Source organism: Streptococcus sp. 68 (genome assembly GCF_013277415.1).
Lineage (GTDB): Bacteria > Bacillota > Bacilli > Lactobacillales > Streptococcaceae > Streptococcus.
Window position 1 is genome coordinate 1 of record NZ_VMMX01000005.1, and the last position, 24,972, is coordinate 24,972.

Below are 24,972 nucleotides of genomic sequence, written 5' to 3' on the forward strand. Positions count from 1 at the left end.
TTGTTTTTGTTTCCTTACCCTTAACACCTTGTTGAGTTGTTTCTCGATAATCTTTGTCTTTGGTTTTATCTTCTACATAGCGTGTTGTAAATGGTAATTCTTTTTCTTCTACTTTTGGTTTTGTTCCAACTAAAACAACTTTATTAACAGGTTTTTCTGTTTCCTCTGTTGTAGATGGATTCGCAGTACGTGCACCTGTCTCTGGATTGACTGTATAGGTAGTTGTCGTTGTAGAAGTACCTTTTTTACCAGGAGTTTTTTCTATTTGATGTCCTGCAACATCTTGATCATTTGGCTCATAAATCGTTTTAAAATCAATCTCATTGGTTGTGACTGTTGGCTTTGTACCAACTTCATAGATGTCATCGTCTTTATTAGCTGTGTCTCCTTTATTCACATGAATACGATAATACTTAGATAAGACAACTGTTCCATCTTCTTTTACAACATTTTCGTCTGCCTCTGGATTGACTGTTATCGGTTTATTGGCATCTACAATAGTATCTTGATCATCAATCATACCATCAGCTCTATCTGGTTTACCATCGTTATTACTATCATATGTCTCAGTAATATTCGTTACCCCTGAATCAACACGATGAGGATATTTAGGGTCAATTTCACTTATTCTAGGTTCCTTAAAACCTGACCCATCTGTAAGATCGTCACCTGCATGCTCATTTATAGTAGCAGCATCCTCTCTTTTATATTTCTCATCAGTTTGACGATCTTCGTTTTCATCATATAATTTTGTGAATAAATTTTCTAGTTCATTTCCTTCTTCTTCAAAATAACCATCTATTTCACTTTTACTCAGATTATCAGCTTCTTCAGCTTTTAAGATAAAACTTCTACCATCATGACCTTTATGTTTCAATACAGGATCAGTACTTTCAATCTTGTCATTTCCTACATATTTTTTCCCTTTAGGAATTCGTACTTCATACCCATCTGCGTTACTACTTAAATCTGTAATATCCTGAGGCTCTCCCCCCGATTCATTACCTGAAGCGTAGACTACATTAGGTGCCATTATTGCAACACCACCTAGGGTAAGGACAGTAGCCACCACGCAGGAACCGAAAACTTTTCCGATTTTGCGTAGAGCATACTTTTTATTCTTAGTTGATTTTCTTGTCATATTTTCCTCAATTTAATATTTATTTTAGTTTATAGATTGTTAACTCCGAGCCAAAAGCCAGATAACTCATCCAACTTTTGGCAAGAAGCAACGTTTTTATATTATTCGGATTCATCTTCTTTTTTCTTGAAGAATCCTAGTCCCAAACCTGCTAACAAGGTCAACAATCCTGCCCCAGCTAAGCCAGCATTAGCCTCTGTACCTGTATTTGGCAACTCCTCTCTCTTACCTGTCTCATAAGTCGGCACTTCTGGATCTGGACTCACTGGAGTTTCAGGTCTTGGAGTATCTGGTTCTGGTATTGGAGTCTCTTGATTTGGTAGTTCTGGGCTTGGAGTAGGAGCACTTGGATGCTCTGGATTTGGTTGTGGTCTCGGCTCCTCAGGTCTATCTGGAATTGGTTCGTTAGGGAGAACTGGCGGTATCTTTTCAAATCTATGAATCGTAATACCTTCCTCCGTTACAGTTGTAATATATCTGTATCCTGGAATATTTCCAGCTTCATGAGTACCTGGTTGATCTGGTTTAAGTGGATTACCATCTTTATCAAACCAGACTGTAATTTTATATTCTGGCTTATCTACAGATGGAGAACCTGCAAAGAAAATATGTGTGACTTTATTTCCTTCCAAACGACTTTCCAACCAAACATGATTTGCAATTCGACCTTTTTCATGTAAACCATTTTCAGTTGGTCTTAAGACATTTCCATTTACGTCAATCCATTCTGTTGTTCCTTCAAATTTAGGTACATCAAGAATATTCGGCATAACACTAACAATCTTACTTTGTTTGTATTTATGTTTTGTTTGCGTATCTACCCATGTCTTCGGTTGAACTTGTTCACTTGGAATGTAAACACGACCATTCGTCGGATTGATAGTCACTCCAACTGGAGATTTTTCAATTTTCCACGTACCATCTTTATCTTTCTTCGTAACGATAGTTTCTTTTTCAGTACTGTTTCGTTTTGTAAATGTAATAGATAAAGTATCAGCATCTTTATTTGGCACGTCAACTTCTACAGTATTACCGCTTGGACGTTCGACAATTCTCGGTGTCGGTGGAATAACATAGATTTGACGTAACTTCACGACAAAGACTTGAGACGGATCTTTTCCTTCTTCATCTTTTACGTTGTCAAATGTCGCTCCATCTTTCAGAGGATTGTCTACTAACTCGTAGTCACCATTATTAACTGGGTCACCTGTTAGTTTCTTCAATGTATCATTAAAGTTTTCTGTTGGGATTTTCTCTCCAGTTTTACCTGTCAGCGACATCCTTGAAGCAACAAGCTCCGTTTCTTTTCCATCTTCGCCTATGACAACAAATTTGACAATAGCTCTTTGTCCATCTGGTGTATACTTGATTGGTGTATCCATCTTAGGATCATTTGGCGTTTCTGGAACCGGTGGCACCTTATATCCTTTTTCTGGATGTTCTGGATCTATAGGTACTAATGGAGTTCCGTTTGGTGTCTTAGGTGTATAGCCTGGAACGTATGGAATCACTGGCACTTTCGGTACTGGTTGCCCTGGTTGTGGCGGAGTGGTTGGATAATCTGGAGTTTTAGGCTTAGTTGGATCATCTGGATCATTTGGATACGGAATTGGTGTCGGTTCTTCTTTTCCTGGTACTTTTGGCACCCATGAACCGATTTTTCTGTATTCAACTACTTCTTCTATTGAATCAGATTCTGGCGTTACCTCTTTAGAAGGTACTGACACTTTATTTGCTAAATATCCTTCTAAAACTGGTGTATCTACTTTAGGGAACTCTTGTTTTTCATGATTCCAAGTTCCAATTTCCGTTAAACCTGTTGTTAGATTAGTTGTTGTATCTCTTGAAAACTCAACCTTATCTACTTTCATCGTGATTTTTTCCGTGTTAAGTTCTGTTCTGACTTCTTTTCCATCTTGAACATCAACTTTAACGTATTTAATTGTACGTGTTACAGTTGTAGACTCTTTATCAGCTGAGATTTTTTCTCTTACTACTAATTTATATGTCTGAGTCGGTTCTTGTTTTCCAGCGTCAGACTCTGTATCATATTTTGTAGTTGCAGTTAGTGGATTTACTGTATCTACAATGTATCCACGATTTCTTAGTGAAGTTATCTTAGCATCAACAGAATTTTTATCAGTTTCTTTAACCGTTTCTCCTGATTTGCCGTTAAATTCTAATTTTTCATTGTCTAGTGGCACTTCTACCCCTGTAGTTACATTAACTACTTTAATTAAAATCTTTTGTGGATTTCCTTCATAAGTAATCGGTGTATCCTTACCTGGTGTTTCTGGTACTGGTGGTACTTTGTATCCTTTTTCCGGATAGTTTGGATCAACTGGTTCTAACGGTTTGTCTCCAATTTTTGGTGTGTATCCAGGTACATATGGAATTACCGGTGTACCAGGTGTGATTGGTTGTCCTGGTTCAGGATATACTGGTGTTCCAGGTTTTGTTGGATCTGCTGGATGGTTTGGATATGGTTTTGGATCGAAATTCGTTCCTTCTGGTGGTGTTACACCTGTTGGCGGTGTTAATACCCATGATCCTAACTTAGTGTACACCACATTTACATTTTGATTTTTAGAAGCTTCTGTTAAGTTTTCACTTGCTGCTACACTTGTTCCATCTGTTGATACCAAATTACCTTGTGAGTCTTGATTTGATTTTAAGATGTATCCTTTTACTACTGGTGATGTTACTTCATCGAATGTTGTGTCATTATCTTTAGCTGTCCATTCTCCATAAGTAATCTCACCTGTTACTACGTTAATCTTAGCTTCACGTGTAAAGGTTACTTTATCTGTTTTTGGCTCTTTTGTTTCTTTACCGTTATCCGTATATGTTAGCTTAGTTCCTGATTCGTCAACATAATTAATTGTACGTGTTACTTCTTTTGTAGTTTCCGCGTTCTTAACTTTATTGATTAAATCCTCTGTCCATACTGGTGTGTTTGGATCAACAGGAGTATTAGGATCTACCGGCACATCTGGATCAATTGGTTTTCCAGGTTCAAGTGGTTTTTCTGGTGTTGGCGGTGTTACTGGTACAAGTTTTTCATGTACTTTCAACTTAAATACTTGAGTAGGATCTTGAGAATCTGAATCTTTTTCACTATCAAATTTTTCTCCATTTTTTAGTGGCTCTTCATCAATAATATATCCACGTTTTTTCAATTCTTCAATTTTATCTTTCAATGATTGAGTAGGAATAACTTCATCAGTTTTACCATTCATTGTTAACTTGTCATTCGTTAATTCAGTTTCCACACTATCCTTGACATTATAAACTTTAACTACTGCTTTTTGCGGATCTGCTTCATACGTAATCGGTGTATTCGTTTCTGGTGTTTTAGGTAAATCTGGAACTTTATATCCTTTTCCTGGATGTTCTGGTTCTACTGGTACCAACGGTTTCAGTGGGTTTGTATTTGGATCTACTGGTTTTGTTGGGTCCGTAGGAACCATTGGTGTGTATCCTGGTACGTATGGAATTACTGGCGGTTCCGGTGTATTCGGATCCTTTGGAATTCCTGGCTCAGGGTATACTGGTGTTCCAGGTTTTGTTGGATCTGTTGGGTGATTTGGATATGGTTTAGGTTCAAAATTACTTCCATCTGGTGGCGTTACGCCTGTTGGAGGTGTTAATACCCATGACCCAATTTTTCTGTATTCAACTGTCACCTCATATGATTCTGTAGCAGGTTGAACAGTTTTATTTTCTACAGATGCGACATTTGCAAGGTAGCCATCTAATACAGGTGTATCAACTTTTAATAACTCTTTTGTTTCAGCATCCCAATTGCCAAATTTTGTTATATATGTTGTCAAACTAGTAGATGCATCTCTTGAAAATTCAACTTTATCTACTTTTGTTTTGATTTTTTCTGTATTAAGTTCTGTTTTGACTTCTTTTCCGTCTTTAACATCGATTTGAACGTATTTAATTGTACGTGTTACTGGTATAATTTCTTTATCTTTTGATATAAGTTCATTTACTACAATTTTGTAAATTTGTGTTGGTTCTGTAGAATCGTCCTTTGTATCATATTTAGTTGTTTCTGATATAGGGTTCTTCGTTGATACGATATATCCTCGTTGTTTTAAAGATGCAATTTTATTATCAACTTTTTCCCTATCTTCTGTTGTTACTACTTGATCAGAAACGCCATTGAATTCAAGTTTTTCTTTAGGTAATTCTACTTCTTCTCCAGTTGTGACGTTTACAACTTTGATAAGAATTTTTTGTGGATTTGGTTTGTACTCAATTATAGTATTATTTTGAGGATCCTTTGGTATTTCTGGTACCTTGTATCCTTTTTTAGGATCTTTTGGATCAACTGGTTCTAACGGTGTTTCACCAATTTTTGGTGTGTATCCTGGTTCGTATGGAATTACCGGCAATTCTGGAGTTTTTGGTTTTTCAGGAGTTCCTGGAGTTTCACCACCTGGGGTCTCATTGCCTCCACCGGGAGTGTTATTTCCTCCTGGGTTCTCAGGTTGAGGGTTTGGTGTTTCTCCTGGATTTACTGGTGTTGTTGGATAATCAGGATATTTAGGTTTTGTTGGATCTGTCGGATTGTTTGGATATGGAATCGGTGTTGGAGTTTTTCCTGGTATTTTCGGTACCCATGATCCTAACTTAGTATAAACAACTTTTTTGTTAATGTTTGTTATTTCACCTGTCTCAGTAGGTTTTGGAGCATCTTGCCCTTCTACTTGTTTAATATCCGCTACATAGCCAGTTTTTAATGGTGTATCGACTGCTGGTAATTGACTTGCTGGATGGCTTTCATCCGTAGTTGCCGTCCATTCCCCATAAGTGATTTTTTTAGTAACCACATTATATGTTGCAGTTCGTTTGAATAGAACTTTATCTACCTTATCTTCTACTCCACTTGGCTCTTCTTGTCCATCCGCTGTTTCTTTCTTAACGTAAGTAATTGTTCTTGTTACTTCTTTTTTAAGATCTGACTCTTTTAGTCCTGTTTCTGGCCATTTTGGTCCTTCTCCGTTATTCGGATCTACTGGATCGTTTGGATTTTTCGGCTCTGTTACTGTTTCCACTTTTTCTCTTACAGTAATCGTATAAGACTGCGTTGGCTCTTCTCCGTCTTTATCCTCTTTGTCGTCTCCTTTTCTTGAATCAGGAGTTCCCTTTGTAAAGGTATTATCGACGATTTCATATCCTAAGTTTTGCAACTCTTTTACTTTGTCTTCTACAGATTTTGATGGGAATTCTTCGCCTACTTCTGTTTCAAGATTTAGCTTATGGTCAACTAATTCGACAGGGTCTCCTGCTTCTTGTTGCTTCTTCACATGAACAACTGCTTTTGCTTTGGCTGGCTCCCCTTCTTCATAGACAAATGTTACAACCTTATCAGCTGAAGTTACTGAACCTGTGACAGCTGCTGAATTTGTATATAAGCCATCAGTATTATCAAGAGAGCGTTTTAGGCGGTATTTTTTCTCACCTGCGTTAATCCCTCGTAATTTCTTACTTGTTACATCGTAGCTTGACCCAATAAGGGCTTCTTTTTCTACAAGGTAGGTACCATTATCAGACTTTTCTCCGACTTTTTTAGCTTCTTCATCAGATAGTGGTATATCTCGTCCCTGTTCATCGACATACTTGACCTTTACATTCCCTGAGATAGCTTTTCTAACTTCCGATGTTTTCTTACTTTCATCAATTTTTCTTTTTAGTTTTTCCCCTTCTTCTGGCGGGATTTTATTTTCTTTTATCTGTTTCTCAACAATCCGTTTGGCTACTTCTTTTGATGGTTCTACTGTATCTTGGATTACTGAGAAATCGGCTAGGATAGGTAAGTTATATTGAAGTCTTGGACTTTGCTTATTAACACCGACACGCTTTTTATTTTCCGCAAACACTTGTATTTTATAGGCTACGACATCTTTGTCCAATGGAATATCCCCTGTTGAGAAGTAACCCCCTTTACCTAGTTTATCCCGATCTCCACCAATTGCCTTAGTAATTTCTTTGGATAATTCCTCATCAGAAATTACCTTATTACGTATAACGTTTTCTTTTTCAACAAAGTAGGCAGTGAATGCTTTAAGACCATCATCATCCTTCGAATCATGTTGCGCAGCAAGTTCATTAGTATAATATTTGTTATAGTCAGATTCCTTCATCTCAGTTGGTGAAGGTTTAGTTTCCGCTTCCATGTGTGAGCCAAGGATTTTTGCTTCTTGACTACCGTTTCTTGCTTCCAGGTAAGTGTAGGCGTTTGTGGATCCAATGGCTGCTTTTAAGACAGAGATTTCTTTTTTTAGTTTAGTTATTTCAGTTTCATCTGTAGCAGTTTTTAAATCTGCTTTTTTAGTTGCTAGTCTAGCATTTAACTCTTTACGATGTTTGTCTACTTTTTCTGGGTCTGTTTGGAGTTCTAATTGGTCTGTATCTGCATGATAGATAATTTTTTTCGCAGTTGGTAATACAAAATCCAATAATTTATAGACACGATCTGGGTCTTTACTTTTTATTGTTCCATCTGCATTTTTTTCCATAGAAGCATTATTCCATGCTGGAGAGTTTTTTTGCACCTCTCCATCCGTTATTGATTTTAATACAGTATTTAATTCATTTCCCCATCTAACAAAGTTTTCTTGAAAATTAGTCTCCATTTTGAATTTTTTTTCATGTAATTTATCCTTATCTATAGGCAACTCATATATAACGTCTCCACTTTTAGCAAGTTCTTGTTTTACTTCCTCTTTTAAAGCGTCTAGTTTCTCTTTAACTTTTTTTACTCTACCATATTTTTCCTTATATTTAGCATCTGCAAGAATATTAACTTTTTTATCGTACTCAAGCTTCAATAATTTTTTAATTACTTTATTAAACCCACTTAAATCCACACCTTGGCTATAGCGTTCTTCATTCTCTACTACTCCGTCAATTCTGTTAATAGTATGGTCATAGATGGTCTCTTCCACTTCTTTTGAAGTATCATTCTTATCCTTTTTAATCGCTTTAACAACGATACGATAGGTCCCTTTTGACCCTTCATAGTCTGAGATATATCCTGTTACAAAGTCGATTTTCAAGCGACTTCCATATTTGGTAGAAAAGGCAGTGAAGGTTTTTCTATTCCATTGAATCCCTCAATATTTGGAGAATGTTGGAGAATATCTTCCTTCTCTTTTACAGGTAAATTATCAAGCTTCTCTTTATTATCCTTGTTATTTGCTGTCTTTATATCAAACTGAGAGTTATCTTGTGCTTTATCATCTTTATTGGCGATAGTACGTCCTTTGGCAAGCATTAACATGTAATTAAAACGACGATCTAGGGCTTGCTCGTGAAGGTAGACTCGGTCCAGGGCGTCAGAACCCAGCATTCCACCTTGCTCTTTTTCTGTGGTTGAACCCTTTTTATAGTACCAACCAGTGAAATACCCTTGAGCATTTTTCTTACCGATGGCGAACGTTCCACCGTTTATAGCTTTCCAACCACCGAACTCGTTAATTTCACGAATTTCACCATCTTGTAGTTTCTCGCCATCTTCATCTTTAACGACTTTTCCGTCTTTAAATCTCAGTGCATCCCCAAGGGTGTTCATATTTCTCAAGTATGAACGCTCGTTGTTTTGGAAGTCATCCGGCATATTTTGGATGATTTTGTACATGTACTCAACTGTAGCATTTTCAGCAGGAGTATCAAATGTTAAGTGGGCATTCTTATCATCCCCACCCTTTTCTCCATCTTTAGGTACACGTACCCCAGGCTGATTGTCTTTTACTATGTCACCTTTACGATTGGCATCCAGTACAGGTGAATTTTCACCTGTTGGCTGGTTCTCTCCTGATTCAGTCCCTGTAGCTCCATTCGATGAATTACTTGCGTCCCCATCAGGTAATTCTCTTTTAGTCCGACGAGGTTTGGCAGCTTCTGGAGCTACTAGCGGATTTTCAGCTACTGGAGCATTGTAGGTGTTTGCTGCTGCATCTGTATTGCTGAGGTCAGGCTTGTTTCCTGTCTCTCCATTTCCAGACTGTTCTGCATCTGTCGGGTTTGCTGCCCTCTCAGCTTCTCTCGCTGACTCCATGCCCTCAGCATGAGCAATCCCAGCTCCCATCAAAAGATAGAGCGCCCCAATGACAACACTAGCTGCACCAACACTCACTTTCCGAATACTATATTTTAATTGTTTTTCTGGATGATTCATTCTTACACTCCATATATATATATATATATTGTGCCCTATTACTTCCTATATAATAGAATACAATTCATGAATATATTATACACCAGTCGGCTTGAAACTTCAAATTTTTTGAATGGAAAGACGACTCTTTTTACTAAGACCAAAGCTAGGTTAGAAGTCCATCATCAGTAAGCCAACACCAAAGATGAAGCCTCATCATCCTTGCCTTGTCGTGTGCATCTTATGGACTTACTTCCTCCTATCAGCAAGCTCAGCGCCGTGCTTTGAGACCTTTCCAGCTTGCTTTTAGATTTCCATTAACTTTTACACTTATTTCTTTAAAAATGAGACAATTTGACATTTTTTCTACTCTTTTTCTACTTTTTACGAATAAATAGATAGAAGCATCGAATCTAGTGAGCCTAGATTAAAAAATGTGCTATAATGAAAGGAGAGGAAATATGATTCTCAGACATCCGGGCATTAGCCCGACCAACGATTTGGTTGCTAAGAAAATCTTTAGCAATCCAGAAATCACTTGTCAATTTATTCGCGATATGTTGGATTTACCAGCAAAAAATGTAACTATTTTGGAGGGAAGTAATATTCATGTACTACCTTCCCTGCCATACTCGGCGCAGGATTTCTATACCAGTATAGACGTTTTGGCGGAGTTGGATAATGGAACCCAAGTTATCATTGAGATTCAGGTGCATCATCAGAATTTTTTCATCAATCGCCTGTGGGCTTATCTGTGCAGTCAGGTCAATCAAAATCTTGAAAAAATTCGCCAACGAGAAGGTGATACCCACCAGAGTTATAAACACATCGCCCCCGTTTATGCCATTGCAATCGTAGATAGCAATTATTTCTCAGATGACTTGGCTTTCCATAGCTTTAGTATGCGCGAGGACACGACAGGTGAGGTTTTAACCATCACAAATAACGAACAAGAAAACCATCTGGTTAAGATGGCGTTCTTAGAACTTAAAAAATACAGAGAAACCAGCAAAGATAGCATTCGCAAGCCGTGGTTGGAGTTTTTCGGGAACAAACCCTTTACCCAGCAACCCGAGCGAGCCATCAGCCAAGCAGACCAACTGCTGGACTATAAAAGCTGGTCCGAGGAGGACAGGAAAATGTTTAGTCAACTACGTATGCGCGAAGAACAAGCCTTGTTAGCACAGGACTATGCCTTGGAACAAGCTGAGGAAAAAGGTTTAGAGAGAGGTCGTGCAGAGGGGATTGAACAAGGCATCGAAAAAGGTTTAGAACAAGGACTTGAACGTGGACGAGCTGAGGGCGGTTTCGCAATGTTAGCAAATCTAGTTCTCCAACATGTATTAAGCACTGAATTTGCCAGCCAACAGCTGGGTATGACTGTGGCTGAGTTTGAGGCACTGTTGAAAGAACATAAGTGAGAAATCTGTAAATATTACACGATACAAAAACAACTAAAAAGGATAGCTAAATTTCTTGATGTAAAGAGTTTGGCTATCTTTTTTGTTAGGAAAGTTTGAACTTTTCACTTTCTTTTCCGAATAAATAGATAGAAGCAGAGAATCTAGCAAACCTAGATTAAAAAATGTGCTATAATAAAAGGAGGAAAAGGATGATTCTAAGACATCCGGGCATTAGCCCAACTAACGATTTGGTTGCTAAGAAGATTTTTAGCAATCCAGAAATCACTTGTCAATTTATTCGCGATATGCTGGACTTGCCAGCCAAAAATGTGACCATTTTGGAGGGGAGCAATATTCATGTACTACCTTCCCTGCCTTATTCAGCCCAAGATTTCTATACCAGTATAGACGTTTTAGCTGAACTAGATAATGGCACTCAAGTAATCATTGAGATTCAGGTTCATCATCAGAATTTTTTCATCAATCGTTTGTGGGCTTATCTATGTAGTCAGGTCAATCAAAACCTAGAAAAAATTCGCCAGCGAGAAGGTGATACCCACCAGAGCTACAAACACATCGCACCTGTTTACGCAATAGCTATTGTGGATAGTAATTATTTCCAAGATGATCTAGCTTTCCACAGTTTTAGCATGCGAGAGGATACGACAGGTGAGGTTTTAACCATCACAAACAATGGACAAGAAAACCATCTGGTCAAGATGGCATTCTTGGAACTAAAAAAATATAGAGAAACCAGCAAAGATAGCATTCGCAAACCATGGTTGGAGTTTTTTGGGAACAAGCCCTTTACCCAAGAACCCGAGCGAGCCATCAGCCAAGCAGACCAACTGCTAGACTACAAGAGCTGGTCCGAGGAGGACAGGAAAATGTTTAGTCAACTACGTATGCGTGAAGAACAAGCCTTGTTAGCACAGGACTATGCCTTGGAACAAGCTGAAGAAAAAGGGTTGGAGCGAGGTCGCGCAGAGGGGATTGAACAAGGCATCGAAAAAGGTTTAGAACAAGGACTTGAACGTGGAAAACTTTTTGCCTTCCTAGATATGGTCCGCCAAGGTCTTCTGGCTTCTGAGGTAGCCAGCCAGCAACTGGATATGTCCGTAGCGGAGTTTGAAGCGCTGTTGGCAAGACATGAGTGAGAAATCTGTAAATATTATACGATATGAAAACAATTAAAAAGAATAGCTAAATTTCTTGATGGAAAAGAGATTAGCTATCTTTTTTGTTAGGAAAGTTTGAACTTTTCACTTTCTTTTCCGAATAAATAGATAGAAGCATCAAATCTAGTAAATTAGATTTAAAAATGTGCTATAATGAAAGGAGAGGAAATATGATTCTCAGACATCCGGGCATTAGCCCGACTAATGACTTGGTTGCTAAGAAGATTTTTAGCAATCCAGAAATTACTTGTCAATTTATTCGCGATATGCTGGATTTACCAGCCAAAAATGTGACCATTTTAGAGGGAAGTAACATTCACGTCTTACCTTCCCTGCCTTACTCGGCACAGGATTTCTATACCAGTATAGATGTTTTGGCGGAGTTAGATAATGGAACGCAAGTTATCATCGAAATTCAAGTACATCATCAGAATTTTTTTATCAATCGCCTGTGGGCTTACCTATGCAGTCAGGTCAATCAAAATCTCGAAAAAATTCGCCAACGAGAAGGTGATACCCACCAGAGTTACAAACATATCGCACCAGTATACGCTATCGCAATCGTGGATAGTAACTACTTCTCAGATGACTTGGCTTTTCATAGTTTTAGCATGCGAGAGGATACGACGGGAGAGGCTTTAACAATTACAAACAATGGACAGGAAAACCATCTGGTTAAGATGGCGTTCTTGGAATTAAAAAAATATAGAGAAACCAGCAAAGATAGTATTCGCAAACCATGGTTAGAGTTTTTCGGCAACAAACCCTTTACTCAAGAACCCGAGCGAGCCATCAGTCAAGCAGATCAACTGCTGGACTACAAGAGCTGGTCCGAGGAGGACAGGAAAATGTTTAGTCAACTACGTATGCGTGAAGAACAAGCATTATTAGCACAGGACTATGCCTTGGAACAAGCTGAGGAAAAAGGGTTGGAGCGTGGTCTTGAACGTGGACGAGCTGAAGGGATTGAACAAGGTCTAGAGCGTGGAAAACTTTTTGCCTTCCTAGATATGGTCCGCCAAGGTCTTCTGACTTCTGAGGTAGCCAGCCAGCAATTAGGCATGACTGTCGCTGAGTTTGAGGCGTTATTGGCAAGACATGAGTAAGAAATCTGTAAATATTACACTGTACAAAAACAACTAAAAAAGATAGCTAAATTTCTTGATGTAAAGAGTTTGGCTATCTTTTTTTACTTAATGTATTGTTATTTTCAAGAAAGTTTGACCTTTTCTCTTTCTTTTCCGAATAAATAGATAGAAGCATCAAATCTAGTAAATTAGATTAAAAAATGTGCTATAATGAGAGGAGAAGAAATATGACTGTACGTCATCCGGGAATCAGCCCAACTAATGACTTGGTTGCTAAGAAAATCTTTAGCAATCCAGAAATCACTTGTCAATTTATCCGCGACATGCTGGACTTACCAGCCAAAAGTGTGACCATTTTGGAGGGGAGCAATATTCACGTCTTGCCTTCTCTACCCTACTCGGTTCAGGATTTCTATACCAGTATAGACGTCTTGGCGGAGTTGGACAATGGGACACAGGTTATCATTGAGATTCAGGTTCATCATCAGAATTTTTTCATCAATCGCCTGTGGGCTTATCTGTGCAGTCAGGTCAATCAAAATCTTGAAAAAATTCGCCAACGAGAAGGTGATACACACCAGAGTTACAAGCACATCGCACCAGTTTACGCAATCGCTATTGTAGATAGTAATTACTTCTCAGATGAGCAAGCTTTTCATAGTTTTAGTATGCGCGAGGACACGACAGGTGAGGTTTTAACAATTACAAACAATGGACAGGAAAACCATCTGGTTAAGATGGCATTCTTGGAATTAAGAAAGTACAGAGAAACCAGCAAAGACGAGGTTCGTAAGCCGTGGTTGGAGTTTTTCGGGAATAAGCCCTTTACCCAAGAACCTGAGCGAGCCATCAGCCAAGCAGATCAACTGCTGGACTACAAGAGCTGGTCCGAGGAGGACAGGAAAATGTTTAGTCAACTACGTATGCGCGAAGAACAAGCCTTGTTAGCACAGGACTATGCCTTGGAACAAGCTGAGGAAAAGGGCTTGGAGCGTGGGAGAGCTGAAGGCGGTTTCGCAATGTTAGCAAATCTAGTTCGCCAACATGTATTAAGCACTGAATTTGCCAGCCAACAGCTGGGTATGACTGTGGCTGAGTTTGAGGCACTGTTGAAAGAACATAAGTGAGAAATCTGTACGCGTTATGCAGTCTTAAAACAACCTAAAAAAGATAGCTAAATTTCTTGATGGAAAAGAGATTAGCTATCTTTTTTGTTAGGAAAGTTTGAACTTTTCACTTTCTTTTCCGAATAAATAGATAGAAGCATCGAATCTAGTAAACCTAGATTTAAAAATGTGCTATAATGAAAGGAGATGAAATATGACTGTACGTCATCCGGGCATTAGCCCGACCAACGATTTGGTTGCTAAGAAAATTTTCAGCAATCCAGAAATCACTTGTCAATTTATCCGCGATATGCTGGATTTACCAGCCAAAAATGTAACCATTTTGGAAGGGAGCAATATTCATGTCTTGCCTTCCCTGCCTTACTCGGCGCAGGATTTCTATACCAGTATAGACGTCTTAGCGGAGTTGGATAATGGAACTCAGGTAATCATTGAGATTCAAGTGCATCATCAGAATTTTTTCATCAATCGCTTGTGGGCTTATCTATGTAGTCAGGTCAATCAAAACCTAGAAAAAATTCGCCAACAAGAAGGAAATACTCACCAGAGTTACAAACACATTGCACCAGTATACGCTATTGCAATTGTCGATAGTAACTACTTCCATGATGATCAAGCTTTTCATAGCTTTAGCATGCGAGAGGACACGACAGGTGAGGTCTTAACCATCACAAATAACGGTCAAGAAAACCATCTAGTTAAAATGGCATTCTTGGAATTAAAAAAATATAGGGAAACCAGCAAAGATAGTATTCGCAAACCATGGTTAGAGTTTTTCGGGAACAAACCCTTTACTCAACAACCCGAGCGAGCCATTAGCCAGGCAGACCAACTGCTAGACTATAAAAGCTGGTCCGAGGAGGACAGGAAAATGTTTAGTCAACTACGTATGCGTGAAGAACAAGCCTTGTTAGCACAGGACTATGCCTTGGAACAAGCGGAGGAAAAAGGGTTAGAGAGAGGTCGTGCAGAGGGGATTGAACAAGGTTTAGAGCGTGGGCGAGCAGAAGGCATTGAAGAGGGATTAAAAGTAGGTTTAGTAAATCTAGTACGTCAAGGTATTCTGACTTCCGAGGTTGCCAGCCAGCAATTGGGAATGACTGTGGCTGAGTTTGAAGCCTTGCTAGAAGATTATCACCAATAACGGTCAAGAAAACCATCTGGTCAAGCTGGTATTCTTAGAACTAAATGTCGAGTCACAGATTACTCAAAACACTGTTTTGAGGTTGTGTATAAAAATGCTGGGTAAAAGTCTTCTCATAATAAAANNTTTTATTATGAGAAGACTTACTTTTTTACTGAGATTGAATTTTTCCTAGCCTCAACATCGTATAAACCCCAAATTCAATCTGACCTGGTTTGAAGAGATTTTCGAAACAGATAAGGTTTTACTAAAACTAAAAAAAATGATATAATCAAACTGATTAAATGTTTTAAAAATAAAGGAGAATTTTAATGTCTTACCAAGAAAATTACCAGAAATGGGTTGATTTTGCAGAGCTTCCTGACTACCTTCGTCAAGATTTGGAAAATATGGACGAAAAAACAAAGGAAGATGCCTTCTATACAAATCTTGAATTTGGTACTGCAGGTATGCGTGGCCTGATTGGTGCTGGTACAAACCGCATCAACATCTACGTTGTTCGTCAAGCTACTGAGGGATTGGCTCGTTTGATTGAGTCAAAAGGTGGAAACGAAAAAGAACGTGGTGTCGCAATCGCCTACGATAGCCGTCACTTCTCACCAGAGTTTGCCTTTGAATCTGCGGCAGTTCTTGCCAAACACGGCATCAAATCTTACGTATTTGAAAGCCTTCGTCCAACTCCAGAATTATCATTTGCAGTTCGTCACCTCAACTGTTTCGCGGGTATCATGGTCACAGCCAGCCATAACCCTGCACCATTTAACGGTTACAAGGTTTACGGTGAAGACGGTGGACAAATGCCTCCACACGATGCGGACGCTTTGACTACTTATATCCGTGCAATCGAAAACCCATTTGCAGTTGAAGTTGCTGATGTGGAGGCTGAAAAAGCTTCGGGCTTGATTGAAGTTATCAGCGAAGCTGTTGACGTAGAATACCTTAAAGAAGTTAAGGACGTAAACATCAACCCAGCCTTGATTGAAGAATTTGGTAAAGACATGAAGATTGTCTACACACCACTTCATGGTACTGGGGAAATGTTGGCTCGTCGTGCTCTTGCCCAAGCAGGATTTGACTCTGTTCAAGTCGTAGAAGCTCAAGCAACTGCTGACCCAGACTTCTCAACTGTAAAATCTCCAAACCCAGAAAGCCAAGCAGCCTTTGCCCTTGCTGAAGAACTTGGTCGTCAAGTTGGTGCAGATGTTCTTGTCGCAACTGACCCAGACGCTGACCGTGTTGGTGTTGAAGTTCTTCAAAAAGATGGTAGCTACCTCAACCTTTCAGGTAACCAAATCGGCGCTATCATGGCTAAATACATCTTGGAAGCCCACAAAAACGCTGGAACTCTTCCTGAAAATGCAGCCCTTTGCAAATCGATTGTATCAACTGACTTGGTAACGAAGATTGCTGAAAGCTACGGCGCAACCATGTTCAACGTTTTGACAGGTTTCAAATTTATCGCTGAGAAAATCCAAGAATTCGAAGAAAAACACAATCACACTTACATGATGGGATTTGAAGAAAGCTTCGGTTACTTGATTAAACCATTCGTACGTGATAAAGATGCTATCCAAGCCGTTCTAGTCGTTGCTGAACTTGCTGCCTACTACCGTTCACGTGGTTTGACCCTTGCTGACGGCATCGAAGAAATCTACAAAGAGTACGGTTACTATGCAGAAAAAACAATCTCTGTTACCCTTTCAGGTGTCGATGGTGCTGAACAAATCAAAGCGATTATGGCTAAATTCCGCAACAATGCTCCAAAAGAATGGAACGCAACAGCTATCACTGTCGTAGAAGACTTCAAGGCTCAAACTGCTACTGCTGCTGACGGAACTGTTACAAACTTGACAACACCTCCAAGTGATGTTTTGAAATACACACTTGCTGACGGTTCATGGATTGCCGTTCGCCCTTCAGGGACAGAACCAAAAATCAAGTTCTACATTGCAGTTGTAGGTGAAACCAACGAAGAATCACAAGCTAAAATTGCTAACATCGAAGCAGAAATCAATGCTTTTGTAAAATAAAGCCCTATAAAAGATGAGACCAAGCGATCTCATCTTTTTTTCGTATCAAATCTAAGCAATTTTAGAAACTTTATGGCATACTAGACTTATCAATGAAAGCGAGGTAATCTCATGGAACAATTTTTAGATAATATCAAAGACCTTGAAGTCACTACAGTTGCGCGTGCGCAAGAAGCTCTTGACAAAAAAGAAACTGCAACCTTCTTTATCGGTCGCAAAACTTGCCCTTACTGCCGTAAATTTGCAGGTACTTTGGCAGGTGTCGTAGCTGAAACCAAAGCTCACATCTACTTCATCAATAGTGAAGAAGCAAGCCAACTCAATGAGTTGCAAGCATTCCGCTCACGCTACGGAATCCCAACTGTACCCGGCTTCGTTCACATTTCGGATGGACAAATCAATGTCCGTTGCGACTCTTCAATGTCAGCACAAGAAATCAAAGATTTCGCAGGATTGTAAAAAATCAGCTAACAAGTTTTAAAATCACAAAAACGCATAATGTAAGGTGCAAAAACCTTGATATTATGCGTTTTATTGTTCCTAAAACAGTTACATCAGCATTTCATTACAGAACATTTTAATTTTGAAAGTCAAATCAATTTTTAACAATGCTTTAGAAATCACAGTGGGCTATTCCATATTCAATTATCCAGATTCAATCGCTATTATCGTTTTCCTAGATTACAAAAAAACTACGTTTTGCTAATCAAAACGCAGTCTCAGCCACTATTTTATCTTACTGTCCTTCTTTTACTTCTTTGGTTGCTACATCTTCTCCAAACCATTTTTGGCTGATTTCTTGGAACTTGCCGTCCTTGTAAAGCCTAGAAAAAGCTTCATTTATCTTCTTAACCAGAGTTGTATCTTCCTTACGGGCTCCAACCGCAAAAGCTTCTGTTTCTAGTCCAACTGTAAAAACATTATAATCGTTTAAAACGCCTTCTGCTTCTAAATAATAGTTTGCATAGACACGGTCAATCAATAAACCGTCAATTCGATCATTTTTCAAATCAATCAAGGCTTCATTAAAGGTTTGGTATTGATTCGCTTCCTTATTAGCGACAATATCCTTTAAAATCGCTGGGTTTGCTTCAAAGTCCGCATAACCAGATGAACCAGCTTGAGCTCCTAATGTCTTTCCAGCCATATCCTTTGCAGTCGTGATACCAGATGATTTCTTCGTAACCAATACCTGCTCATTCTTCATATATGAGTTACTGAAAGCCACCTTTTCACGGCGTTCATCTGTAGCAGAATAACCATTCCAAATCAGATCAATCGTTCCTTTTGTCAATTCAGCTTCTTTCAAATCCCAATCAATCGGTTGCCAATTTACCGTAATTCCGTATTTTTCAAAAACAGCTGTAGCTAAATCAATATCAAATCCTGCATAAGAACCATCTTTCTGAGCAAATCCCATTGGAACAAAAGTACTATCAAATCCAATAGTAATAGACTTGTTAGACTCGTACTTAGACCAATTATCTCCACTAGTTTCGCTAGAATTTTTCCCACAAGCTACTAAGAACAAAGCAGTCATCAGACTGACTAATACAAGCATCCATTTTTTCATCCATTTTTCCTCCTATTTAGGTTCTACTTTCAATAATACATCTGCGATATTTTCAGCAAACTGCAAATCGTGGGTTACCACAATCTGGGTCATCCCAAGTTCCCTATTTTGCAAGATTAGCTTCTCCACTTCCAAGCGCAATTCTGGATCTAGGGCAGAAGTTGGTTCATCGTAGCCAATGATTTCTGGGTCAATCATCATAGCACGCGCCAAGGCCACCCGCTGCTTTTGCCCACCAGATAATGAAAATGGATAGGCATCTGCATGCCCTGCTAGTCCTAATTGTTCCAAGAGACCACGCGCCTTCTTATCAGCCTCCTCCTGCTTCATCCCCATGGTCTTCACAGGCGATAAAGTCAAATTGTCCAGAACTGATAAATGAGGGAACAGTTGAAAATCTTGGAATACAAATCCCAGTAGATTGCGCTTCTGTAATTCATCCAGCTCTAAAGGTTGTCCATTATAAAAGATTTGCCCTGAATCAATAGTTTCAAGACCTGCAAGCATACGTAAAAGAGTTGTCTTACCTCCACCGGAAGGCCCAACGATAGCCAGGATTTGCTTTTCAGGAATACTTAGACTGAAATCAGACAGGATTTGTTTGTCTCCAAATTTCTTATTGATATTTCGTAATTCTAACATGGCAGCCTCCTATCTATAATAACTATACTTCTTCTCAACTTTTTTGGAAATAATTGTCACAATCCCAATTAAAATCAAGTAAATGGCTCCTGCCAAGAACATAGGAACCAGACTGGCGTCACGGTTGGCAGCTGTTCGACTCGCCAAGATAAGGTCTGAAATGCCTAGAGCATAAACCAGAGAGGTATCCTTGACCAAACTCATGACTTCATTAAAGACACTAGGAAGAACAATCTTGGTCACCTGTGGTAAGATAATATAACGTACTGTGTCAAAAGGGCTAAACTTCAAGACCTTGGCAGCCTCATACTGTCCTCTTGGAATAGTGTCAATTCCCCCACGGAAAATTTCTGCAAAGTAAGCCGCATAGTTGAGAACAAAGGCAATAATGGCAGCAGGAAGGCGATCCAAACGAATCCCAATACTCGGGAGCACATAATAGATAAAAATCAGTTGCAAGAGTAAGGGGGTTCCCCGCATAATCCAGATGTAAATGTTAATCAGATAATGGAGGGGCTTCCAATGGACTTGCAAGGCAAAGGCAATCAAAACGCCCAAAGGAATCGAAAATAGCAAGACCAGTGCAAAGACCTGTACAGTCGTGCTCGCACCATTCAGTAAACTCGGTAATATCTCAAATAAATAAGACATACTGCACCTCCTAAAAGTAATTGTTCCTATTATAGCATGAATAAACAAAATAACCAACCATTTTTGCAAAAAAATTCTATCATATACAAATAAAAACCGTAGCTATCAAAAGAGATAAACTACAGTTCTATATGTTTAAACATTCTTACAATCTCTCAAACAGTTCTTGCATTTGCACATCATCTGGAATCAGTTTTAAGTAAGCGTGAGCATAGACTTTTGCTTCTTCAAAATGTCCCAATTCACGCAAGAGATAGATATAGTGTTCCAAAAATTCTGGATTGTCCTTCAAATCTCCTGCCAACTCTTGGTAATGCTCATAAGCAGTATCCAAATCGTCCATTTCTTGATAGGAACGAGCAATCATCCACTTGGTCAAGAGATTTTCTGGCTCCTCACTTTGCAAGTCTATAATATCCTCATAACGCTCCTGCTCCAGATAAATAGTTGCTAGACGGAGTAAGATTTCTTCCGTATCCTCAGCATCTGCTTTAGCAGTAAGGAGGTAGTTCTCTGCTCCACTAGCATCATGCAATTCATAAGAAAATTGTGAAGCAGCTAGCAAGAGGCGAGTTTCAAAGGGATTTTTCTCTAAGCCTTGCTTAGCGATACGCAGGGCTTCTTGAACTTGATGTTCCTTATGTAAGGCCTGACTGTACCCATACTCATATCCTTCAAAATCAGGAGAAATGGTATCGATCTGCTTAAAGTAGAGGACGGCCTTTTGGTATTCTTCTCGATCAAAGTAAAGACTGGCCAGCTCAAAAGCTGTTAGGTCATCGTATTCTAACTCCAGAGCTTTTTCTAAAAACTCTGTGGCCGTTTCAAATTTCCCTAACTGAGCATAGGCAAAGCCAATTCGTTGATAGGTGGAAATGCCCGTTTGCTCATAAATCGAGCGATTATCTAACTGGGCATAGCCTTGAATGGCCTCTTGGTAATTTTCCAACTCACTATCCAACTCTGCTAAGCCCAATATCAAGAGAGGATCCTCTGAATAAGTCAAGGCCTCCAGCAATTTCTCACGCGCCACATCTGTCAAACCTTCCATCTGGTAGAGGTCTGCCTTAAGAAGCAAAGACGAGACATACCAGTCACTGTTAGCTTGGATTTCTTCAAGATAGGCAAAGGCTTCCTCGATTTGACCATCCTCGCTAGCAATTGCAGCTAGATTAAGATGAAGCTCTGGGAAATCCTCTACGATTTTCAGGTAAATTTCCTTGGCCTGAGGATAAAAACCAATTCCTTCAAGATAGGTGGCTAACTCATACAAAAGCTCACTTGGATCATTTTCTAAAGCTTCGGCGAAATAATGCTCTGCCTTAACTAAATCTTGCTCCTCCAAAGCCTGTAACATCTGTTGACTATTGTTCACTCTTAGCTTCCTCTCCCTCTAGTTCATATAGGCCACTGACTACCTTATACCATTCGAAAATGGCTGAAATGACAACTTTAGCAGAGGCATAAACTGGAATACCAAGTAAAACTCCCCAGATACCAAACATAGATCCTGAAGTTAACAAAACAAAGAGAACATTAATGGGATGGATGTTTAATTGACTTCCCAAAATCAATGGAGAGACAAAACGGCCTTCAATAGTTTGTTCTACGATAAAGACAATCACTACTTTCAAAAGCATGACTGGACCAGCAATCAAGCCCAATACTAGGGCAGGAAGCATGGCTAGGAAACTACCCAAATAAGGAACCAGATTTAGAATACCAGCAGTAACACCCAGCGTAACTGCATAGCGTAGACCGATAATCTTGAAGAAGATCATAAACATTACTGCTACAATAATAGCCACTGTCACTTGCCCTCGAACATAGTTGGACAACTGTTGATTCACGTCTGACAAAACTTGTCCAACAGGTTCTTTCAATTTTCTTGGCATGAATTGGGTCAAATAGTGACGCAGGCCTTTCCCATCACGCAAGAGATAAAAGAGCATGAAAGGAACGATAATCAAGGCAACAATCACTTGAGAAGCCCCGCTAATAAAGGCACTCACCCAGTTGACTGCCTGAGATGAAACCTTACTTGCCCAAACTGTAGCCTGGCTAGAGAAGTTTGTCAAAACCTGCTCTAACTGAGGTCTGAAATCATCTGGCAGATGCTGGGCTACCAATCCATTAACAATCCTATCTATATCTTCTAAGTAAACAGGAACGTTTCTTGCAAAGGTCAAAACCTGACGTTGCAGATTTGGAATGGCGACTGCCAAGCCCCAAATGATAAAGAGAGCTATGATGACAAAGACAATGCTGATGGCTATGACGCGATTGACTTTGTGTTTTTCCATCCAATCAACAATAGGATTCAACAAATAATATAACAAACCAGACAGAATGACTGGCAACATCACAACTGCTAAAAAGTCTAAAACAGGTGAAAATAGAAAACTAATCTTACTTAAAATAAAAAGATTGAGTCCCAATAATAAGGTTACTAAAAATACCGTAATGGCCTTGTTATCTAAAAACCACTTAAAAAACCAAGATAGGCTAAAATGTTTCTCTTTTTGCTCCATAAATACTTCCTTTCTATCGTTCTCTCATTATACCATTTTTGAAGTAAAATAACTCTTTTTTTAAGTGCTTATACTCTTCGAAAATCAAATTCAAACCACGTCAGCTTCGCCTTGCCGTACTCAAGTACAGCCTGCGGCTAGCTTCCTAGTTTGCTCTTTGATTTTCATTGAGTATTACATGGAGACAGCGATATAAAAAATCCCCTCAAAAGAGGAGATTCGATTAGTCTTGAATATGACGATCTAAGTTCTTCTGATAATCAGCATTTGATTTGGCTTTTTCATCAGCAAATTTCTTGCGGAAGTCATCCATTTCTTTAGACGTTACAATCTTGTCTTGTAATTTTTGGTACTTGTAGCTGTTTTCACTTGTCTTATCACCTACCCAACCACCTGCACCGCTACCTGGAACTTTCTTCGTTATTAGCATTTGGGCACCATCTGAGTGTACAGGAATAACCAAGGCACTATCTGTTAACCAAGCTTGAGCTTTAGCATATTTAGAATAACGTTTTTGCAGATCTATTTTCTCACCACTAGCATCCGTAATTAACTCTTTAAACTTATCTAAACCAACAGCTTTGATTGCCGGATTATCTGTACCTGGTGCTACACCAAGTGCTCCTAGAAGAGTTGGGCCAGATGTTGGATCAAATACATCTAAATAGGTTGATGGATCTGCATAATCCGGACTCCAACCACTATTTACATTGATATCCCAATCAGTATTGTTAGTCGATGTTGCAAATACTGTCATATTTCCCAATTCATCATCAGAAACTTGTTGAATGTCAATCACTATATTTTCAGATCCTAAGGCTTCCTCAATGGATTGTTTATAAGATTGGGCTTGACGAATAAAATCTGTCTGAGTAGAGGAAACTGGAAGGTCTAAATGAACGGGGAACTGTACTCCATCGGCTTGAAGTGTTTTCTTAGCAACTTCAAATTTAGCTTTAGCCTTGTCTACATTATGAAGTGAATCCTGGGCATCATCAAGACTGACATCTTTCCATACATCATCTAACTTATCCAGTTCTGCCTTAGCTACTTGCCCAAACGACTGCTCTCCAACTTGGACAAATGTTGGAGGGGTAAAACTTGTACGTAATTTACGAGGTGCCACTTCGTCCCCAAATACTTGAGATACTGCAGCGGTACGATCTGCAGCGAAAGCCAAGGATTGACGGAAATCTTTATTCAACAAAGCCTTTTTAGTGGATGATTTTTCCGCATCACTTGTTTTAGCAGTATGGTTATAAGCTACACGATCGATATTAGTTGAGATATAGAAAGTTCCGCCTCTTTGTGGCCCATACACAATATTATCCTTGTACTTTTCTTTTAGACGCTCATAGTTGGCAGAATTTTTAAAGAGAGGCGCCGCTGGATAATGTCCTTCATCAAAGCCACGTCCAAGAGAATCGGCATCCTGACCATCAAAGAAAGACAATTTAATATCATCAATAAAGACATTTTGCTTATCCCAATAGTTTTGATTTTTGGTCATCTCAATGGAAGATTTAGATGTCAATCCCTTGAGGAGGTAAGCACCATTATAAAGAATGCTTGTTACATCAGTCGCCTTCCCAAAGTCTTCTCCTTTAGAAGCCAAAAAGTCCTCGCTAATTGGGGCAAGAACGCCCATTGTTGTCTTGGAATTCCAGAAAGATTCTGGATGGTTCAAAGTGTAAACAACCGTATAATCATCTGTCGCTTTTACACCAACAGTAGAGAAATCTGTTGTTTTCCCATTGACATAATCGTCCAAACCTTGAACTGAGTCTTGAACCAGATAAAGAGCCTGTGATTTCTTATCAGCTGCGTGCTTCAGACCAGTTACAAAGTCCTGAGCTTTGACTTCACCGTACTCTTCACCCTCATTAGTATACCATTTGACACCCTGGCGAATTTTATAGGTATAGGTCAAACCATCTTTAGAAACAGTCCAATCTTCTGCAACCGATGGAATTAGGTTTCCATATTGATCATTTTCTAGTAAACCATCAATAACATTACCTGTAATCTGTTTAGTGCTGACATTCCCAGAAACTGTATAATCCAGAGTCGTAGGATCTGTAGAGAAGACATAGGTATAGGTAACAGGTTTAGTAGCATCTTTACCACCTGTTGAACACGCTGCTAGCATAGCCGCCGAGAGTATAGCTACACCAGCTGCTAGAAAAACTCGTTTTTTCATAGTAAGGACTCCTTTAAACATTTTATGAGTTCATTATAGCACTTTTAAGAAGAAAAGTAAGGAAAACAATCTCAATATTATTATGTTTTTT

Annotated in this window: 16 protein-coding genes; 7 read left to right on the forward strand and 9 right to left on the reverse strand. The window is 39.1% G+C overall.

The features are described 5' to 3' along the window. The 3 genes from HT720_RS02365 to HT720_RS02375 form a co-directional block, all read right to left on the reverse strand. Positions 1–1,141 (reverse strand): G5 domain-containing protein (locus HT720_RS02365; RefSeq protein ID WP_173274592.1); only part of this gene is annotated, 1,141 nt, incomplete at its 3' end. 101 nt (positions 1,142–1,242) lie between these two features. Beyond that, the gene (locus HT720_RS02370; RefSeq protein WP_173274593.1) at positions 1,243–8,214 is read right to left on the reverse strand and encodes an LPXTG cell wall anchor domain-containing protein; all 6,972 of its coding nucleotides are present in this window, start codon (positions 8,212–8,214) and stop codon (positions 1,243–1,245) included. Then, on the reverse strand, positions 8,211–9,335 hold the full coding sequence (locus HT720_RS02375; RefSeq protein WP_173274594.1) for a YSIRK-type signal peptide-containing protein: 1,125 nt from the start codon (positions 9,333–9,335) through the stop codon (positions 8,211–8,213). The genes HT720_RS02370 and HT720_RS02375 overlap by 4 nt, the downstream gene beginning before the upstream one ends. 440 nt (positions 9,336–9,775) lie before the next feature. On the opposite strand from HT720_RS02375, the gene HT720_RS02380 reads away from it, so the two are divergent. From HT720_RS02380 to HT720_RS02410, 7 genes are all read left to right on the forward strand, one after another. Next, positions 9,776–10,735, forward strand: a complete 960-nt coding sequence (locus tag HT720_RS02380) for an Rpn family recombination-promoting nuclease/putative transposase (protein ID WP_173274595.1) — start codon at positions 9,776–9,778, stop codon at positions 10,733–10,735. Positions 10,736–10,926: 191 nt separating this feature from the next. Next, complete coding sequence (locus tag HT720_RS02385; protein ID WP_173274596.1) at positions 10,927–11,874, forward strand: Rpn family recombination-promoting nuclease/putative transposase; 948 nt, start codon at positions 10,927–10,929, stop codon at positions 11,872–11,874. Between the two features lie 191 nt (positions 11,875–12,065). Next, a complete protein-coding gene (locus tag HT720_RS02390) occupies positions 12,066–13,001 on the forward strand; it encodes an Rpn family recombination-promoting nuclease/putative transposase (RefSeq protein WP_173274597.1) in 936 nt (311 codons plus the stop codon). A 209-nt stretch (positions 13,002–13,210) separates the two neighbouring features. Continuing rightward, positions 13,211–14,110 carry an Rpn family recombination-promoting nuclease/putative transposase gene (locus HT720_RS02395; protein WP_173274598.1) on the forward strand — a complete coding sequence of 300 codons (900 nt, stop codon included), beginning with the start codon at positions 13,211–13,213 and terminating at the stop codon, positions 14,108–14,110. Positions 14,111–14,303: 193 nt separating this feature from the next. After that, positions 14,304–15,254 (forward strand): Rpn family recombination-promoting nuclease/putative transposase, encoded by a 951-nt coding sequence (locus tag HT720_RS02400; protein ID WP_173274599.1) that lies wholly within the window; start codon positions 14,304–14,306, stop codon positions 15,252–15,254. Between the two features lie 311 nt (positions 15,255–15,565). Then, on the forward strand, positions 15,566–17,284 hold the full coding sequence (locus tag HT720_RS02405) for a phospho-sugar mutase (protein WP_173274600.1): 1,719 nt from the start codon (positions 15,566–15,568) through the stop codon (positions 17,282–17,284). Positions 17,285–17,395: 111 nt separating this feature from the next. Further along, on the forward strand, positions 17,396–17,743 hold the full coding sequence (locus HT720_RS02410; protein WP_173274601.1) for a PedC/BrcD family bacteriocin maturation disulfide isomerase: 348 nt from the start codon (positions 17,396–17,398) through the stop codon (positions 17,741–17,743). Between the two features lie 277 nt (positions 17,744–18,020). Here HT720_RS02410 and HT720_RS02415 read toward each other — a convergent pair whose 3' ends face one another. The 6 genes from HT720_RS02415 to HT720_RS02440 all read right to left on the reverse strand — a co-directional run bounded on the left by HT720_RS02415 (position 18,021) and on the right by HT720_RS02440 (position 24,881). Then, positions 18,021–18,857 carry an amino acid ABC transporter substrate-binding protein gene (locus HT720_RS02415; protein WP_173274602.1) on the reverse strand — a complete coding sequence of 279 codons (837 nt, stop codon included), beginning with the start codon at positions 18,855–18,857 and terminating at the stop codon, positions 18,021–18,023. A gap of 12 nt (positions 18,858–18,869) precedes the next feature. Continuing rightward, positions 18,870–19,499, reverse strand: a complete 630-nt coding sequence (locus HT720_RS02420; RefSeq protein WP_173274603.1) for an amino acid ABC transporter ATP-binding protein — start codon at positions 19,497–19,499, stop codon at positions 18,870–18,872. 9 nt (positions 19,500–19,508) lie between these two features. After that, positions 19,509–20,150: an amino acid ABC transporter permease gene (locus HT720_RS02425; RefSeq protein WP_061423889.1), complete on the reverse strand. Its 642-nt coding sequence runs from the start codon at positions 20,148–20,150 to the stop codon at positions 19,509–19,511. A gap of 145 nt (positions 20,151–20,295) precedes the next feature. Next, complete coding sequence (locus tag HT720_RS02430) at positions 20,296–21,525, reverse strand: tetratricopeptide repeat protein (RefSeq protein WP_173274604.1); 1,230 nt, start codon at positions 21,523–21,525, stop codon at positions 20,296–20,298. Then, the gene (locus HT720_RS02435; RefSeq protein ID WP_173274605.1) at positions 21,515–22,681 is read right to left on the reverse strand and encodes an AI-2E family transporter; all 1,167 of its coding nucleotides are present in this window, start codon (positions 22,679–22,681) and stop codon (positions 21,515–21,517) included. Before HT720_RS02435 ends, HT720_RS02430 begins: the two co-directional genes overlap by 11 nt. A 223-nt stretch (positions 22,682–22,904) precedes the next feature. Continuing rightward, positions 22,905–24,881 (reverse strand): peptide ABC transporter substrate-binding protein, encoded by a 1,977-nt coding sequence (locus tag HT720_RS02440; protein WP_173274606.1) that lies wholly within the window; start codon positions 24,879–24,881, stop codon positions 22,905–22,907. Positions 24,882–24,972: the final 91 nt, after the last annotated feature.

What these genes read in the sequence shown, in the direction of transcription:
- HT720_RS02375 (WP_173274594.1), bottom strand. Translation starts at nt 9,335, where the DNA reads ATGAATCATCCAGAAAAACAATTAAAATATAGTATTCGGAAAGTGAGT.
- HT720_RS02380 (WP_173274595.1), top strand. Translation starts at nt 9,776, where the DNA reads ATGATTCTCAGACATCCGGGCATTAGCCCGACCAACGATTTGGTTGCT.
- HT720_RS02385 (WP_173274596.1), top strand. Translation starts at nt 10,927, where the DNA reads ATGATTCTAAGACATCCGGGCATTAGCCCAACTAACGATTTGGTTGCT.
- HT720_RS02390 (WP_173274597.1), top strand. Translation starts at nt 12,066, where the DNA reads ATGATTCTCAGACATCCGGGCATTAGCCCGACTAATGACTTGGTTGCT.
- HT720_RS02395 (WP_173274598.1), top strand. Translation starts at nt 13,211, where the DNA reads ATGACTGTACGTCATCCGGGAATCAGCCCAACTAATGACTTGGTTGCT.
- HT720_RS02400 (WP_173274599.1), top strand. Translation starts at nt 14,304, where the DNA reads ATGACTGTACGTCATCCGGGCATTAGCCCGACCAACGATTTGGTTGCT.
- HT720_RS02405 (WP_173274600.1), top strand. Translation starts at nt 15,566, where the DNA reads ATGTCTTACCAAGAAAATTACCAGAAATGGGTTGATTTTGCAGAGCTT.
- HT720_RS02410 (WP_173274601.1), top strand. Translation starts at nt 17,396, where the DNA reads ATGGAACAATTTTTAGATAATATCAAAGACCTTGAAGTCACTACAGTT.
- HT720_RS02415 (WP_173274602.1), bottom strand. Translation starts at nt 18,857, where the DNA reads ATGAAAAAATGGATGCTTGTATTAGTCAGTCTGATGACTGCTTTGTTC.
- HT720_RS02420 (WP_173274603.1), bottom strand. Translation starts at nt 19,499, where the DNA reads ATGTTAGAATTACGAAATATCAATAAGAAATTTGGAGACAAACAAATC.
- HT720_RS02425 (WP_061423889.1), bottom strand. Translation starts at nt 20,150, where the DNA reads ATGTCTTATTTATTTGAGATATTACCGAGTTTACTGAATGGTGCGAGC.
- HT720_RS02435 (WP_173274605.1), bottom strand. Translation starts at nt 22,681, where the DNA reads ATGGAGCAAAAAGAGAAACATTTTAGCCTATCTTGGTTTTTTAAGTGG.
- HT720_RS02440 (WP_173274606.1), bottom strand. Translation starts at nt 24,881, where the DNA reads ATGAAAAAACGAGTTTTTCTAGCAGCTGGTGTAGCTATACTCTCGGCG.